This is a genomic window from Streptomyces cyanogenus (assembly GCF_017526105.1).
Taxonomy (GTDB): domain Bacteria; phylum Actinomycetota; class Actinomycetes; order Streptomycetales; family Streptomycetaceae; genus Streptomyces; species Streptomyces cyanogenus.
In genome coordinates this window covers 2,056,803-2,072,757 of record NZ_CP071839.1, presented here as the reverse complement: position 1 = coordinate 2,072,757, position 15,955 = coordinate 2,056,803, and the positions used below count along the sequence as shown (strand labels likewise).

Here is a 15,955-nt window from a genome sequence, read left to right as displayed (position 1 = left end):
CCCGACCGTCGGCGCACCGGGTGATGCGCCTACCCTGGTCCGCATGCCCACGCTGATCCTCGTAAGGCACGGACGTTCCACCGCGAACACCTCGGGCGTGCTCGCCGGCCGGACCCCCGGCGTCGCGCTGGACGAGCGCGGTGCCGCGCAGGCCGCCGCGCTGCCCGCCCGGCTCGCCGGCCTGCCGATCGCCGAGGTCGTCACCAGCCCGCTCCAGCGCTGCCAGGAGACCGTACGGCCGCTGCTGGAGGCCCGCCCCGGCCTGCGCTGCCACACCGAGGAGCGGATCGGGGAGTGCGACTACGGCGACTGGTCCGGCCGCAAGCTCGCCGAGCTGAAGGACGAGCCGCTGATGGAGGTCGTCCAGGCCCACCCGTCCGCCGCCGCCTTCCCCGGCGGGGAGTCCATGCGGGCCATGCAGACCCGCGCCGCCGAGGCCGTACGCGAGTGGAACGCGCGCGTGGAGCGTGAGCACGGCGCCGACGCCGTCTACCTCATGTGCTCCCACGGTGACATCATCAAATCGCTGGTCGCCGACGCCCTCGGCCTCCACCTCGACCTGTTCCAGCGGATCTCCGTGGAACCCTGCTCCGTCACCGTCATCCGCTACACCCGCCTGCGGCCCTTCCTCGTCCGGCTCGGCGACACCGGTGACTTCGCTTCGCTCGCCCCGCACGAGGAACCCGGTGACGGCGACGCCCCCGTCGGGGGCGGTGCGGGCGCACCGTGATCGTCCGCCGCAGTAGGGTGAAGCGATCCACCCCCGTGGCGTATCCGCACGGCACGCACCGCTGAACCGCTCGAAACCACGAATCCAATGGAGACAGGACGTGTCCCGTCAGGTGTTCCTCTACGACCAGCCGGACCGCTTCGTGGCCGGCACGGTCGGACTGCCCGGGCGCCGTACCTTCTTCCTCCAGGCCATCGCAGGCTCCCGGGTGACCAGCGTGGTCCTGGAGAAGACCCAGGTCGCCGCGCTCGCCGAGCGCATGGAAGAACTGCTGGACGAGGTCGTCCGGCGTAGTGGCGGCAGCGCCCCCGTCCCCGCCGTGGCGCCCGCCGAGATCACCGACACCGCCCCGCTCGACACCCCCATCGAGGAGGAGTTCCGCGTCGGCACCATGGCCCTGGCCTGGGACGGCGAGGAACAGCGCATGATCGTCGAGGCCCAGGCTCTGGTCGAGCTGGACGCCGACACCGATGAGGACCTCGCGGAGGCCGAGGAGCGGCTGCTCCAGGACGAGGAGAACGGACCCCCGATGCTGCGGGTCCGGCTGACCGGCGCGCAGGCCCGGGCCTTCGCCAAGCGCGCCCTCGACATCGTCAACGCCGGGCGGCCACCGTGCCCGCTGTGCAGCCTCCCGCTCGATCCGGAAGGACATGTATGTCCGCGCCAGAACGGATACCGCCGCGGAGCGTGACGGCCGACCCGAACCCCGCCGAGCTGCTCGCGCGGGGTGAGCTGACCGTGCGCGGCCGGATCCGCGAGGCGTCCAACGCCGCCCTGTTCTGCACGGTAGCCCTGGACGGCCGGGAAGCCGCCTGCGTGTACAAGCCGGTGGCCGGGGAGCGTCCCCTGTGGGACTTCCCCGACGGCACCCTCGCCGGCCGCGAGGTGGCCGCCTACGAGGTCTCCGAGGCCACCGGCTGGGGGCTCGTGCCCGCCACCGTGCTGCGCGACGGGCCGTACGGCGAGGGCATGTGCCAGCTGTGGATCGACGTCCACGCCGAGGCGGAGCTGCTCGCCCTGGTGGACGCCGAGGAGCCGGAGCCGGGCTGGAAGGCCGTCGCCCTCGCCGAGGTCGGCGAGGGCCGCACCGCGCTGCTGGTGCACGCCGACGACGAGCGGCTGCGCCGGCTCGCCGTGCTCGACGCGGTGATCAACAACGCCGACCGCAAGGGCGGCCATCTGCTGCCCACCGCCGACGGCCGGCTCTACGGCATCGATCACGGCGTCACCTTCAACGTCGACGACAAGCTGCGCACGCTGCTGTGGGGCTGGGCCGGGGAGCCCCTGACCCAGGAGGCCGTCGGCGTCCTGAAGGGGCTGCGCGACGCCCTGGACGCGGAGCTGGGGGTGCGGCTGGCCGCGCTGATCACGGCGGCGGAGATCGACGCCACGCGCGCGCGGGTCGACGCGCTGCTCACCTCGGGCCTGCACCCGGAGCCGGGCGGGGAGTGGCCCGCCATCCCCTGGCCGCCCGTGTAAGCACATCCGGCCCCGAGGTACAAGACCGCGAAATTGGCCATCCGGCGCGCTCCCGTTCGTATCCGCAGCTCGGCGCCGGTTAGGCTCATGTACATGCATGCCTGGCCCGCTTCCGAGGTCCCCGCCCTGCCTGGTCAGGGCCGCGACCTGAGGATCCACGACACCGCGACCGGCGGCCTGGTCACCCTCGACCCCGGTCCCGTCGCCCGTATCTACGTCTGCGGCATCACGCCGTACGACGCGACCCACATGGGTCACGCGGCGACCTACAACGCGTTCGACCTCGTTCAGCGCGTGTGGCTCGACACCAAGCGGCAGGTCCACTACGTCCAGAACGTCACCGACGTCGACGATCCGCTGCTGCAGCGGGCGGACCGGGACGGCGTCGACTGGGTCGCCCTCGCCGAGAAGGAGACGGCCCTCTTCCGCGAGGACATGACCGCCCTGCGGATGCTCCCGCCCCAGCACTACATAGGCGCCGTCGAGGCGATACCCGGCATCGTCCCGGTCGTGGAGCGGCTGCGCGAACTCGGCGCGGCCTACGAGCTGGACGGCGACATCTACTTCTCCGTCGAGGCCGATCCGCACTTCGGCAAGGTCTCCCACCTCGACGCCGCCGCCATGCGGCTGCTGTCCGCCGAGCGCGGCGGCGACCCGGACCGCCCGGGCAAGAAGAACCCCGTCGACCCGATGCTGTGGATGGCGGCCCGGCCCGGCGAGCCGAGCTGGGACGGCGGCTCCCTCGGCCGCGGCCGGCCCGGCTGGCACATCGAGTGCGTGGCCATCGCCCTCGACCACCTCGGCATGGGCTTCGACGTCCAGGGCGGCGGCTCCGACCTCGCCTTCCCGCACCACGAGATGGGCGCCTCGCACGCCCAGGTGCTCACCGGCGAGTTCCCGATGGCCAAGGCCTACGTCCACGCCGGCATGGTCGCCCTGAACGGCGAGAAGATGTCCAAGTCCAAGGGCAATCTCGTCTTCGTCTCCCGGCTCCGCCGGGACGGCGTCGACCCCGCCGCCATCCGCCTGGCCCTCCTCTCCCACCACTACCGCGCCGACTGGGAGTGGACCGACCAGGTCCTCCAGGACGCCGTCACCCGCCTCTCCCGCTGGCGCGCGGCGGTCTCCCGTCCCGACGGCCCGTCCGCCGACGCGCTGGTGGAGGAGATCCGCGAGGCCCTGGCGAACGACCTGGACGCGCCGGCCGCGCTCGCTGCGGTGGACCGCTGGGCGGCCCGCCAGGAACAGGAGGGCGGCACGGACACGGGCGCACCGGGACTGGTCACACGAGCGGTCGACGCGCTGCTGGGGGTGGCTCTCTGAGCACCGCCAGGGACAGCGCCCCGTCAGGGGCGCGGGGAGCTGCGCGACCAGTAACAACGAACCCGCAGACGCCCGACGGTCCCAGCGGCACCGCCTGAGGCGCCGGCAACACGAAGAAGGGGCGCTTCCCCCGCGGGAGGCGCCCCTTCCTCGTACCTCGGCCGACGGACCTCAGTCCTCCGGGCCGTCCTCGTCGTCCTCCCGGCCCCCGCCGCCGGAGGCGGGCGGTCTCTGCTTGCCGCCCGGAGGGCCCACGTCCCGCCGCCGCAGGTACCGCTCGAACTCCCGCGCGATCGCCTCACCGGACGCCTCCGGCAGCTCCGCGGTGTCCCGGGCCTCCTCCAGCGTCTGCACGTACTCGGCGACCTCGCTGTCCTCGGCGGCCAGCTGGTCCACGCCCACCTGCCAGGCCCGCGCGTCCTCGGGCAGCTCGCCCTGCGGGATGCGGAGGTCGAGCAGGTCCTCCAGCCGGTTCAGCAGCGCCAGCGTGGCCTTGGGGTTGGGCGGCTGGGAGACGTAGTGCGGTACGGCCGCCCACAGCGAGACCGCCGGGACGCCCGCGTGCGTGCACGCCTCCTGCAGGACGCCGACGATGCCCGTCGGGCCCTCGTACTTGGTCTCCTCCAGGTCCATCCGGCGGGCCAGGTCCGGGTCGGACGTGACCCCGCTGACCGGGACCGGCCGCGTGTGCGGGGTGTCACCGAGCAGGGCGCCCAGGATGACCACCAGCTCCACCCCCAGCTCGTGCGCGAAGCCGAGCAGTTCGTTGCAGAACGAACGCCAGCGCATGGACGGCTCGATGCCCCGGACCAGCACCAGGTCGCGCGGCTTCTCGCCGCCGACGCGGACCACCGACAACCTTGTCGTCGGCCAGGTGATCTTGCGCACACCGCCGTCCATGAACACCGTGGGGCGGTTCACCTGGAAGTCGTAGTAGTCCTCGGCGTCCAGCGCCGCGAACACCTCGCCCTTCCACTCGCGTTCCAGGTGCGCGACCGCCGTGGAGGCGGCGTCGCCGGCATCGTTCCAGCCCTCGAACGCGGCCACCATGACTGGGTCGATCAGCTCGGGAACCCCCTCCAGCTCGATCACCCAGTGCCTCCTTCCGACGTGCCCTCGCTTGACCCACCAACCTTACGGCGTCCGGCGGGGGCGCCCGCAGCCCCCTTGCACGGGGGAGTGAACGGATCACTGCCCCGTTCCCGGGTCCGGAACACCCCCGGTCAGCGGGGAGGCCGGCGCCGGCACGGCGCCCTCACAGGGAGCGGCGAAGCCACTGCTCCACGCTCGCGATGTGCACGGTCGCCCAGGAGCGGGCCGCCTCCGCGTCCCGGTCGCGCAGCGCGCCCAGGATCGCCCGGTGCTCGCGCAGCGTGCGCCCGACCGCGGCCTCCTGGGTGAGCCCCCGCCAGATCCGGGCCCGGGTGGCCGGCCCGGACAGCCCGTCCAGCAGCGAGCACAGCACCGAGTTGCCGGCACCGCGCACGATGCTCCGGTGGAACTCCAGGTCGGCCGCGACCAGTTGCTCCACCGACGGTTGCGTGCCCAGGGCGTCCAACTGGGCGGACAGGACGTCCAGTTGGTCCTCCCCGATCCGCGACGCGGCCAGCGCGGTCGCGGCCGGCTCCAGGATCCGGCGCACCGCCAGGAACTCCAGCACCGTGTCGTCGCGGTGGAAGTCCACGACGAAGCTCATCGCCTCCAGCAGCAACTGAGGGTCGAGGCTGGTGACATAGGTGCCGTCGCCCTGCCGTACGTCGAGGATCCGGATCAGCGACAGCGCACGCACGGCCTCCCGCAGGGAGTTGCGCGACAGGCCCAGCTCGGCGGCCAGTTCGCTCTCCTTCGGCAGCCGGTCGCCGGGGCCCAGCGCACCGGAGACGATCATGCCCTTGATCTTCTCGATCGCCTCGTCGGTGACTGCCACGGCCGGCCTCCTGTCGCCCAGACCTCGGATGTCTCAGCGACATTATGCGGGGCCGTCTCCGGCGTGATCGTCCCGAGAAAACGGGGGTTCCCGGCGGGCGGGGACGGTGGCGGGCACCGCCCGCAGTGCGGCGGGCCGGCCCCGGGCCCGTGGACGGACGGGCCGGGGCCCGGCCGGGCGCCGGGGCCGGTGCGGGCGGCCCTTCGCGGCGAGGTGGCCTCCGCCCTGCCGGCCGGCCGGCACGGCACGGCGGTTCTCCCGGGCAGGCGAAAGGGGCGGCTCCATCGGCGTGGAGCCGCCCCCCTCGGTGGTCCGGACCCGGTGCGGCGGGGTCCGGAGTGCCGGCGGCGGACGGTCCTGGTCAGGGGAGACCGGCCGCCGCTCGGGTCTACTTCTTGTCCAGCAGGTCCTGGACCTTTGCGCGGACCTCGTCCGTGGCCAGGCCCCGGATGGTCAGCGTGGTACGGCGGCGCAGCACGTCGTCCGGCGTCTCGGCCCACTCGTGGTCACGGGCCCAGACGACCTGCGCCCAGATCTCCGGGGCGTCGGGGTGGACGCGCTCGGCCAGCTGCGGGTCGTCGTTCGCCAGACGGGCGATGTCGAAGGCGAGGGAGCCGTAGTGGGTGGCCAGGTGCTTCGCCGTGTCCGCCGCCATGCGCGGGCCCGGTGCCGGGTGGTCGACCAGGAGGCGGTGGGCCACCGCGCGCGGGTTGGCGACACCGGGCAGCGGCAGCTTCTTCGGCAGCGAGGAGATCGGCTCGAAGTCCTCGCCCAGCGGGTGGCCCGGCAGCGCTTCCAGCTTCTGCATGATCGTGCGGCCGATGTGGCGGAACGTCGTCCACTTGCCGCCCGCGACGGACAGCATGCCGGCCTTGCCCTCGGTCACCACGGTCTCGCGCTTGGCCTTGGCGGTGTCGCCGGGGCCGCCCGGCAGCACCCGCAGACCGGCGAACGCGTAGGTGATCAGGTCGCGCTGGAGCTGCTGGTCCCGGACGGAGAACGCGGCCTCGTCCAGGATCTGGGCTATGTCCTTCTCGGTGACCGAGACGTCCGCCGGGTCACCCTCGAACTCCTCGTCGGTGGTGCCGAGCAGCAGCATGTCCTCCCACGGGAGGGCGAAGGTGATGCGGTACTTGTCGATGGGGGTCGCGAGCGCGGCCTTCCAGGGGGAGGTGCGCTTCAGGACCAGGTGCGCGCCCTTCGACAGGCGGATGGACGGCGCCGCGTTCGGGTCCTCCATCCTGCGCAGGTGGTCGACCCAGGGGCCGGTCGCGTTCAGCACCAGGCGGGCGTTGACGCCGAACTCCTCACCGGACAGCCGGTCCCTGAGGTCGGCGCCGGTGACCCGGCCCTTGGTGAAGCGCAGGCCGGTGACCTCGGCGTGGTTCAGGACGACCGCGCCCGCCTCGACGGCCGCGCGGACCGTCATCAGCGCCATGCGCGCGTCGTTCATCTGGTCGTCGCCGTACACGGCCACGGCCTTGAGGTTCTCGGTGCGCAGCTCGGGCACGTCCTGCGCCGCCTTGGCCGGCGAGAGCAGGTGGCCCACGCCGTCACCGAACGCGGAGAGCGCGGAGTAGGCGAAGACGCCCGCGCCGAGCTTCGCCGCGCCGTGCGGCCCGCCCTTGTACACGGGGAGGTAGAAGGTGAGCGGGTTCGCCAGGTGGGGGGCCACCTGGCGGGAGACCGCACGGCGCTCGAAGTGGTTCTCCGCCACCAGCTTCACCGCGCCGGTCTGCAGGTAGCGCAGACCGCCGTGGAGCAGCTTGGAGGAGGCGGAGGAGGTGGCGCCGGCGAAGTCGCCGGCGTCGACCAGTGCCACCCTGAGGCCGGACTGCGCGGCGTGCCAGGCGGTGGAGATGCCCAGGATGCCGCCGCCGATCACCAGAAGGTCGTACGACGCCTTGGAGAGCTGCTCCCTGGTCTCGGCCCGGCTCGGGTTGGAGCCGGAGGCCGGGTGCGTCCCCAGGGCAGGCACGGAACTCAGGGTGGACTGACTGCTCATGTCGGGTACTTACTCCTCGTCAGAGATGGCTGAGCCGGGGGAGCCGCTCAGCTCTCGTCCTCGATCCAGCCCATGGTCCGCTCGACGGCCTTGAGCCAGTTCTTGTACTCACGGTCGCGGGTCTCCGCGTCCATCTGGGGGGTCCATTCGGCGGCGCGGCGCCAGTTGGCGCGCAGTTCGTCGGTGCTGGACCAGAAGCCGACGGCGAGGCCGGCGGCGTAGGCGGCGCCGAGGCAGGTGGTCTCGGCGACCATCGGGCGCACCACGGGTGCGTCCAGGACGTCGGCGAGGGTCTGCATCAGCAGGTTGTTGGAGGTCATGCCGCCGTCGACCTTCAGGGCCACCAGCTCGTCGCCGGAGTCCTTGACCATGGCGTCGGCGATCTCCCGGGTCTGCCAGGCGGTGGCCTCCAGGACCGCGCGGGCGAGGTGCGCCTTGGTGACGTACCGGGTCAGGCCGGCGATCACACCGCGGGCGTCGGAACGCCAGTGCGGGGCGAACAGGCCGGAGAAGGCCGGTACGAAGTAGGCGCCGCCGTTGTCCTCCACCGAGAGCGCGAGCGTCTCGATCTCGGCGGCGGTGGAGATCAGGCCCATCTGGTCGCGCATCCACTGCACCAGCGAGCCGGTGACGGCGATCGAGCCCTCCAGGGCGTAGACCGTCGGCTGATCGCCGATCTTGTAACCGACCGTGGTCAGCAGACCGGCGTAGGAGTTGATGATCTTGTCACCGGTGTTCATCACCATGAAGGTGCCGGTGCCGTAGGTGGACTTGGTCTCGCCCTCGGAGAAACAGGTCTGGCCGAACAGGGCCGCCTGCTGGTCGCCGAGCGCGGAGGCGACCGGGATGCCGCCGAGCAGGTCGCCGAGCTTGCCGCCGGTGACCTCGCCGTAGACCTCGGCGGAGGAGCGGATCTCGGGCAGGATCTGCATCGGCACGCCGATGGACTCGCAGATCTTCTCGTCCCACTGCGTGGTGTGCAGGTTCATGAGAAGGGTGCGGGAGGCGTTGGTGACGTCGGTGACGTGGCGGCCGCCGTTGACACCGCCGGTCAGGTTCCAGATGACCCAGGTGTCCATGGTGCCGAAGAGGATGTCCCCGGCCTCGGCGCGCTCCTGCAGACCGTCGACGTTGTCGAGCAGCCAGCGGGCCTTGGGCCCGGCGAAGTACGAGGCCAGCGGGAGGCCGGTCTCGCGGCGGAAGCGGTCCTGGCCGACGTTGCGGCCCAGCTCTCTGCAGAGCGCGTCGGTGCGGGTGTCCTGCCAGACGATGGCGTTGTAGACGGGCTCACCGGTGTTCTTGTCCCACAGCACGGTGGTCTCGCGCTGGTTGGTGATACCGATGGCCTTGATGTCGTCGCGGGTGATGCCGGCCTTGGCGACGGCGCCGGCGACGACCTCCTGGACGTTGGTCCAGATCTCGTTGGCGTTGTGCTCGACCCAACCCGGCTTCGGGAAGATCTGCTCGTGCTCCTTCTGGTCGACGGAGACGATACGGCCGTCCCGGTCGAAGATGATGCAGCGCGAGGAGGTCGTCCCCTGGTCGATCGCCGCGATGAAGGGGCCTGCGGTGTGGGCGTCGGTCACTGTGTGCTCCTGAGAAGATCCGTGGTGATGGGGCTGTACGTACGGCGCATGCTTCGAAGTGATGTCTAGGCGAAGGCGACGTTGTATATGCCTGCCGCGATGGCGGCGCCGATCAGCGGACCGACCACCGGGATCCAGGCGTAGCTCCAGTCCGAACCGCCCTTGTTGGGCAGGGGCAGCAGGGCGTGCACGATGCGCGGACCGAGGTCACGGGCCGGGTTGATCGCGTAGCCGGTCGGGCCGCCGAGCGAGAGGCCGATGCCGACGACCACGAAGGCCGTGATCAGGGCGCCCAGGGTGCCGAGACCGTTGCCCTTGTCGTTCAGGCCCTGCGTGAGGACGGCGAGCACCAGCACGATGGTGCCGATGATCTCCGTGGCGAGGTTCTGCACCACGTTCCGGATCTCCGGACCGGTGGAGAAGACACCCAGGACGGGGCCGGCGCCCTTCTCCTGGGCCTCGACGGCCTTGGTCGCCGTGGCCTGCGCACCCGGACCGCCGACGATCTCCTTGTCGGTGAGGTGGGCGCGGAACTGGCCGTAGTAGGCCACCCAGACCAGCGTCGCGCCGATCATGGCGCCGAGGAGCTGGCCGCCCACGTACGTGGGCACGTTGCTGAAGTCCTTGTCCTTGATCGCGAGTGCGAGCGTCACGGCCGGATTCAGGTGGGCGCCGGACAGCGGCGCCGAGGTGTAGACGGCCGTCAGTACGGCGAAGCCCCACCCGAAGGTGATGGCGAGCCAGCCGGCGTCACGGGCCTTGGAGGCCTTCAGGGTCACAGCGGCGCAGACGCCGCCGCCGAGCAGGATGAGTATGGCGGTACCGATGGTCTCGCCGATGAAGATGTCGGAGCTGGACACCCGCGACTCCTTTGTCCTTCGTCCAGGGGCCGAACCCCGGGTCCCGCCGGGATTCAGGCGCCCTCGGGGGTGAGAGCGATGCCGGCCCTTGGCGTTGTCACACTCTAGCGCGTATTGCCGTTAGGTGTTCGACAATGCCGACCGATGGACGGGAGTCTTGCTTCGGCGTTACGCGTGCGTCAAGAGTTCTGTTATCGAAAACAGGATCGTTATTGATCGCTGCGGGTTATCGAGCTTCGTGTGCGGACGCACGATCTAGCCCCATTTGTCCATTTCAGGGTAGATCGATGACCGGAACGCCGCCTGGCGTCCCGGTCGTTCCCTGACGTCTTCGCCGGTCAGAACCGCCCGGCGCCCAGGTCCCGCGAGACCGCGCGGGCGCAGTCGCGCACCGCCGCGATCAGCTCGGGGCGCAGCTCGCCGTCCCGGCACAGCCGCTCCACGGCCCCGGTGATGCCGACCGCGCCCACGGGCATGCGGCGCCGGTCGTGGATGGGCGCGGCGATCGACGCCACGCCCTCCCAGGTCTCCTCCACGTCGGCCGCGTAGCCACGCGCGCGCGTCATGTCCAGGAGGTGCTCGAAGTCCTCGGCATCGCACACCGTGCGGTCCGTGAAGGGTTTGCGCTCGGCCTCCAGGGCCTCGCTGTGCGCCACCGGGTCGTACGCCGAGAGCACCTTGCCCAGGGCCGTCGAGTGCAGGGGCTGCATGGCCCCGATCTCCAGCACCTGCCGGCTGTCGTCGGGCCGGAAGACGTGGTGCACGATGAGCACGCCCTGCTGGTGCAGGACGCCCAGGTGCACGCTCTCCCCGCTGGACCGGGCCAGGTCGTCGGCCCACACCAGCGCCCGCGCGCGCAGTTCGTGCACGTCGAGATAGGTGGTGCCGAGACGCAGCAGCTCCGCGCCCAGCTGGTAGCGGCCGGAGGCGTCGTCCTGCTCCACGAACCCCTCCTGCTGGAGGGTGCGCAGGATGCCGTGGGCGGTTCCCTTGGCGAGGCCCAGCGACGAGGCGATGTCCGAGAGGCCGAGCCGTCGCTCGCCACCCGCGAGCAGCCGCAGCATCGCCGCCGCCCGTTCGAGCGACTGGATGTTCCGTGCCATCGCCGTTCTGCCTCCGTCCCCTTCGACTGCCCACGGTGCGGAAACCCACCGTTCGGCAATGTCGAACACTACCGGTCGATGCCGACCTCTCGCTAATGGTCGGACGACACCTGTTACATCCAAGGTGACCTTCGCGTGGCATCGGGGTCACCCGCGTCCGCCTCGTGGACGCCTGTGCCCATCCAAGCCGACGGCCGGTTACCCTGGCGCCGTGCGGCCCGGCCCCGCCCGCCGGGAAAGCCGCATAGCCGACAGCCGTCGCATCCCAGGGAGCCCCTACATGGCCTCGTCGCCGACGTCCCCTTCCGCCGACAGCCGGACCCGTGCGTCCGCGCTCCGTGAGGCGCTCGCCACCCGTGTGGTGGTCGCCGACGGAGCGATGGGCACGATGCTCCAGGCACAGGAGCCCACCCTCGAGGACTTCCAGCACCTCGAGGGCTGCAACGAGATCCTCAACCTCACCCGGCCCGACATCGTGCGCTCCGTCCACGAGGCCTACTTCGCCGTGGGCGTCGACTGCGTCGAGACCAACACCTTCGGGGCCAACCTCACCGCCCTGGGCGAGTACGACATCGCCGAACGCGTCGCCGAGCTGTCCGAGGCCGGCGCCCGCATCGCCCGCGAGACGGCGGACGAGTTCGCCGCCCGCGACGGCCGGCAGCGCTGGGTGCTGGGCTCGATGGGACCCGGCACCAAGCTGCCCACCCTCGGGCACACCACCTTCACCGCCATCCGCGACGCCTACCAGCAGAACGCCGAGGGCCTGCTGGCCGGCGGCGCCGACGCCCTGCTGGTGGAGACGACCCAGGACCTCCTCCAGACCAAGGCCTCCGTGATCGCCGCCCGCCGGGCGATGGAGACCGCCGGGTACGAGGTCCCGCTGATCGTGTCGGTGACGGTGGAGACCACCGGCACCATGCTGCTCGGCTCGGAGATCGGCGCCGCGCTGACCGCGCTGGAGCCGCTCGGCATCGACATGATCGGCCTGAACTGCGCCACCGGCCCCGCCGAGATGAGCGAGCACCTGCGCTACCTGGCCCGCCAGTCACGCGTCCGCCTGTCCTGCATGCCCAATGCGGGCCTGCCCGTCCTCGGCAAGGACGGCGCCCACTACCCGCTGACCGCACCGGAGCTCGCCGACGCGCAGGAGACCTTCGTCCGCGAATACGGCCTCTCCCTGATCGGCGGCTGCTGCGGCACCACCCCCGAGCACCTGCGCCAGGTCGTCGAGCGGGTCCGGGACCTCGCCCCCGCCGAGCGCGACCCGCGCCCCGAGCCGGGCGCCGCCTCCCTGTACCAGTCGGTCCCGTTCCGGCAGGACACCTCCTACCTGGCCATCGGCGAGCGCACCAACGCCAACGGCTCCAAGAAGTTCCGCGAGGCCATGCTGGAGGGCCGCTGGGACGACTGCGTGGAGATGGCCCGGGAGCAGATCCGCGAGGGCGCGCACATGCTCGACCTGTGCGTGGACTACGTCGGCCGGGACGGCGTCGCCGACATGGAGGAGCTGGCCGGCCGCTTCGCCACCGCCTCCACCCTGCCCATCGTCCTGGACTCCACCGAGGTCGACGTCATCCGGGCCGGTCTGGAGAAGCTCGGCGGCCGCGCGGTGATCAACTCGGTGAACTACGAGGACGGCGACGGCCCGGACTCCCGGTTCGCCAAGGTCACGCAGCTGGCGCGGGAGCACGGCGCCGCGCTGATCGCGCTCACCATCGACGAGGAGGGCCAGGCCCGCACCCCGGAGAAGAAGGTCGAGATCGCCGAACGGCTGATCGCCGACCTGACCGGGAACTGGGGCATCCGTGAGGAGGACATCCTCATCGACACCCTGACCTTCACCATCTGCACCGGTCAGGAGGAGTCCCGCAAGGACGGCATCGCCACCATCGAGGCGATCCGTGAACTGAAGCGGCGGCACCCGGCCGTGCAGACCACGCTGGGCCTGTCGAACATCTCCTTCGGCCTCAACCCGGCCGCCCGCATCCTGCTGAACTCCGTCTTCCTGGACGAATGCGTCAAGGCGGGCCTGGACTCGGCGATCGTGCACGCCTCCAAGATCCTGCCGATCGCCCGGTTCAGCGAGGAAGAGGTCCAGACCGCCCTCGACCTGATCCACGACCGCCGCAGCGAGGGCTACGACCCCCTCCAGAAGCTCATGCAGCTCTTCGAGGGCGCCACGGCGAAGTCCCTGAAGGCCGGCAAGGCCGAAGAACTGGCCGCGCTGCCGCTGGACGAGCGGCTCAAGCGCCGGATCATCGACGGCGAGCGCAACGGCCTGGAGGCCGACCTCGACGAGGCCCTGCGGGACCGCCCGGCGCTCGACATCGTCAACGAGACCCTGCTGGACGGCATGAAGGTCGTCGGCGAGCTGTTCGGCTCCGGCCAGATGCAGCTGCCGTTCGTCCTGCAGTCCGCCGAGGTGATGAAGGCCGCCGTCGCCTACCTCGAACCGCACATGGAGAAGTCGGACGCCGAGGGCAAGGGCACGATCGTGCTGGCCACCGTGCGCGGCGACGTGCACGACATCGGCAAGAACCTGGTCGACATCATCCTGTCGAACAACGGCTACAACGTCGTCAACCTGGGCATCAAGCAGCCCGTCTCCGCGATCCTGGAGGCGGCCGAGGAGCACCGGGCCGACGTGATCGGCATGTCCGGGCTGCTCGTGAAGTCCACGGTGATCATGAAGGAGAACCTGGAGGAGCTGAACCAGCGCGGCCTCGCCGCCCGCTTCCCGGTCATCCTCGGCGGCGCCGCCCTCACCCGGGCCTACGTCGAACAGGACCTGCACGAGATCTACGAGGGCGAGGTCCGCTACGCCCGGGACGCCTTCGAGGGCCTGCGCCTGATGGACGCCCTGATCGGCGTCAAGCGGGGCGTCCCCGGCGCGCAGCTGCCCGAGCTGCGGCAGCGCCGGGTGCGGGCCACCGCCGCCGTCGAGGTCGAGGAGCGGCCCGAGGAGGGCCATGTCCGCTCCGACGTCGCCACCGACAACCCCGTGCCCACCCCGCCTTTCTGGGACACCCGCATCGTCAAGGGCATCCAGCTCAAGGAGTACGCGAGCTGGCTGGACGAGGGTGCGCTGTTCAAGGGCCAGTGGGGGCTGAAGCAGGCCCGCACCGGCGAGGGGCCGACCTACGAGGAACTGGTCGAGACCGAGGGGCGGCCCCGGCTGCGCGGTCTGCTCGACCGGCTCCAGACCGACAACCTCCTCGAGGCCGCCGTCGTCTACGGCTACTTCCCCTGTGTCTCCAAGGACGACGACCTGATCATCCTGGACGAGCAGGGCAACGAGCGCACCCGCTTCACCTTCCCGCGCCAGCGCCGCGGCCGTCGCCTCTGCCTGGCCGACTTCTTCCGCCCGGAGGAGTCCGGCGAGACCGATGTGGTCGGCCTCCAGGTCGTCACCGTCGGCTCCCGCATCGGCGAGGAGACGGCCAAGCTCTTCGCGGCCAACGCCTACCGCGACTACCTCGAACTGCACGGCTTGTCCGTCCAGCTGGCCGAGGCCCTGGCCGAGTACTGGCACGCCCGCGTCCGCGCCGAACTCGGCTTCGCCGGCGAGGACCCCGCCGACATCCAGGACATGTTCGACCTGAAGTACCGGGGTGCCCGCTTCTCCCTCGGCTACGGCGCCTGCCCCGACCTGGAGGACCGCGCCAAGATCGCGGAGCTGCTCCGGCCCGAGCGGATCGGCGTCCACCTGTCCGAGGAGTTCCAGCTCCACCCCGAGCAGTCCACGGACGCCATCGTGATCCACCACCCCGAGGCGAAGTACTTCAACGCACGGTGAAGCGTGTCTCACCCAGCACACTGATCGGATAAGTCGTACACTGGTCGGTCCACTGCAGGCCGGTTCCCAGCCCGGGAACCGGCCTGGTCGTCCCTCAAGGAGGTGCGCCAGGATGACCAGCACGGTCCCCGCGCTCGGAACCCGTACGGCCGAAGGCTCCGCCCTGCAGGCCGTGCTGCTCGACATGGACGGCACCCTGGTGGACACCGAGGGTTTCTGGTGGGACGTCGAGGTGGAGGTCTTCGCCTCCCTCGGGCACACCCTGGACGAGACCTGGCGGCACGTCGTCGTCGGCGGTCCCATGACCCGCAGCGCCGGCTTCCTCATCGAGGCGACCGGCGCCGACATCACGCTCGCCGAACTCACCGTGCTGCTGAACGAGGGCTTCGAGGACCGCATCGGCCGCACCCTGCCGCTGATGCCCGGCGCCTCCCGGCTCCTCGCCGAGCTGTACGAGTACGAGATCCCGACCGCCCTGGTCTCCGCCTCCCACCGGCGCATCATCGACCGTGTGCTGTCCGTCCTGGGCCCGCACCACTTCACCCTTTCCGTCGCCGGCGACGAGGTCTCCCGCACCAAGCCGTTCCCGGACCCGTATCTGCTCGCCGCCGCGGGGCTCGGTGCGGATCCGGCCAGATGTGCCGTCGTCGAGGACACCTCGACCGGGGTCGCCGCCGCCGAGGCCGCGGGCTGCCGGGTGGTCGCCGTACCCTCCGTCGCACCCATCGGCCCGGCCGCGGGGCGGACCGTCGTCTCCTCCCTGGAAGAGGTCGACCTGGCATTTCTCCGGGGCCTGATGACGGAAATGCGCTAGCCGTTCACCCAGAGTGCGATGTCCATTGGCCGTGCTGGACATATTTCCGGGGAAGTACACCGGCGGGGAATTAACAGGCTGCCGACCGGCCGAATTCTGCTGACCGACGGGACAGTTGGGGGTGTGACGTTCCTCACGCCGGAGCGGCTCGACAACGTCGGCCAAGTGTGCTGACCCACCCTGAGGTGGGGGGATCGGCGGCACCTTGTGTCCCGATTGGGGGGACGCTGCACTAATCCTGTCGCTGTCGGGTTTTCGGTGTGTCCGCGGCCGGTTCCACTGCGTGATGAGAGGTCAACTCACGGCGCTGTGAACCGGGCTGTCGGCGCGGA

General features: G+C 71.1%; 12 protein-coding genes. 6 read left to right on the top strand and 6 right to left on the bottom strand.

Annotated features, from left to right (window positions below; all coding sequences use genetic code 11):
• The first annotated feature begins 43 nt into the window (after positions 1-43).
• The 4 genes from S1361_RS09210 (at position 44) to mshC (ending at position 3,532) form a co-directional block, all read left to right on the top strand.
• Positions 44-730, top strand: coding sequence for a histidine phosphatase family protein (locus tag S1361_RS09210; RefSeq protein ID WP_208031351.1), 687 nt, complete (start codon positions 44-46; stop codon positions 728-730).
• Between the two features lie 100 nt (positions 731-830).
• The gene (locus S1361_RS09205) at positions 831-1,421 is read left to right on the top strand and encodes a DUF3090 domain-containing protein (RefSeq protein WP_208031350.1); all 591 of its coding nucleotides are present in this window, start codon (positions 831-833) and stop codon (positions 1,419-1,421) included.
• The gene (locus tag S1361_RS09200) at positions 1,385-2,209 is read left to right on the top strand and encodes an SCO1664 family protein (RefSeq protein WP_208031349.1); all 825 of its coding nucleotides are present in this window, start codon (positions 1,385-1,387) and stop codon (positions 2,207-2,209) included. The genes S1361_RS09205 and S1361_RS09200 overlap by 37 nt, the downstream gene beginning before the upstream one ends.
• A gap of 93 nt (positions 2,210-2,302) precedes the next feature.
• Complete coding sequence (mshC, locus tag S1361_RS09195; RefSeq protein WP_208031348.1) at positions 2,303-3,532, top strand: cysteine--1-D-myo-inosityl 2-amino-2-deoxy-alpha-D-glucopyranoside ligase; 1,230 nt, start codon at positions 2,303-2,305, stop codon at positions 3,530-3,532.
• Between the two features lie 171 nt (positions 3,533-3,703).
• Here mshC and S1361_RS09190 read toward each other — a convergent pair whose 3' ends face one another.
• From S1361_RS09190 to S1361_RS09165, 6 genes are all read right to left on the bottom strand, one after another.
• The gene (locus tag S1361_RS09190; RefSeq protein WP_208031347.1) at positions 3,704-4,624 is read right to left on the bottom strand and encodes a PAC2 family protein; all 921 of its coding nucleotides are present in this window, start codon (positions 4,622-4,624) and stop codon (positions 3,704-3,706) included.
• Between the two features lie 163 nt (positions 4,625-4,787).
• Positions 4,788-5,459: a FadR/GntR family transcriptional regulator gene (locus tag S1361_RS09185; protein ID WP_208031346.1), complete on the bottom strand. Its 672-nt coding sequence runs from the start codon at positions 5,457-5,459 to the stop codon at positions 4,788-4,790.
• Positions 5,460-5,847: 388 nt separating this feature from the next.
• The gene (locus S1361_RS09180) at positions 5,848-7,464 is read right to left on the bottom strand and encodes a glycerol-3-phosphate dehydrogenase/oxidase (protein WP_208031345.1); all 1,617 of its coding nucleotides are present in this window, start codon (positions 7,462-7,464) and stop codon (positions 5,848-5,850) included.
• 47 nt (positions 7,465-7,511) lie between these two features.
• Positions 7,512-9,050 carry a glycerol kinase GlpK gene (gene glpK / locus S1361_RS09175; RefSeq protein ID WP_208031344.1) on the bottom strand — a complete coding sequence of 513 codons (1,539 nt, stop codon included), beginning with the start codon at positions 9,048-9,050 and terminating at the stop codon, positions 7,512-7,514.
• A 65-nt stretch (positions 9,051-9,115) separates the two neighbouring features.
• Positions 9,116-9,910: an MIP/aquaporin family protein gene (locus tag S1361_RS09170; RefSeq protein ID WP_208031343.1), complete on the bottom strand. Its 795-nt coding sequence runs from the start codon at positions 9,908-9,910 to the stop codon at positions 9,116-9,118.
• A 338-nt stretch (positions 9,911-10,248) separates the two neighbouring features.
• Positions 10,249-11,013 carry an IclR family transcriptional regulator gene (locus S1361_RS09165; protein WP_208031342.1) on the bottom strand — a complete coding sequence of 255 codons (765 nt, stop codon included), beginning with the start codon at positions 11,011-11,013 and terminating at the stop codon, positions 10,249-10,251.
• A 280-nt stretch (positions 11,014-11,293) separates the two neighbouring features.
• Between S1361_RS09165 and metH the strand changes: the two genes are divergently transcribed.
• Together metH and S1361_RS09155 are read left to right on the top strand one after the other, a co-directional pair.
• Positions 11,294-14,809, top strand: coding sequence for a methionine synthase (gene metH / locus S1361_RS09160; RefSeq protein WP_208031341.1), 3,516 nt, complete (start codon positions 11,294-11,296; stop codon positions 14,807-14,809).
• Positions 14,810-14,921: 112 nt separating this feature from the next.
• Positions 14,922-15,623, top strand: a complete 702-nt coding sequence (locus S1361_RS09155) for an HAD family hydrolase (protein WP_208031340.1) — start codon at positions 14,922-14,924, stop codon at positions 15,621-15,623.
• The last annotated feature ends 332 nt before the right edge of the window (positions 15,624-15,955 follow it).

Bases quoted from the DNA above. Each gene is read 5' to 3' on its own strand.
- S1361_RS09210 (WP_208031351.1), top strand. From the start codon at position 44: ATGCCCACGCTGATCCTCGTAAGGCACGGACGTTCCACCGCGAACACC.
- S1361_RS09200 (WP_208031349.1), top strand. From the start codon at position 1,385: ATGTCCGCGCCAGAACGGATACCGCCGCGGAGCGTGACGGCCGACCCG.
- mshC (WP_208031348.1), top strand. From the start codon at position 2,303: ATGCATGCCTGGCCCGCTTCCGAGGTCCCCGCCCTGCCTGGTCAGGGC.
- S1361_RS09180 (WP_208031345.1), bottom strand. From the start codon at position 7,464: ATGAGCAGTCAGTCCACCCTGAGTTCCGTGCCTGCCCTGGGGACGCAC.
- S1361_RS09165 (WP_208031342.1), bottom strand. From the start codon at position 11,013: ATGGCACGGAACATCCAGTCGCTCGAACGGGCGGCGGCGATGCTGCGG.
- metH (WP_208031341.1), top strand. From the start codon at position 11,294: ATGGCCTCGTCGCCGACGTCCCCTTCCGCCGACAGCCGGACCCGTGCG.
- S1361_RS09155 (WP_208031340.1), top strand. From the start codon at position 14,922: ATGACCAGCACGGTCCCCGCGCTCGGAACCCGTACGGCCGAAGGCTCC.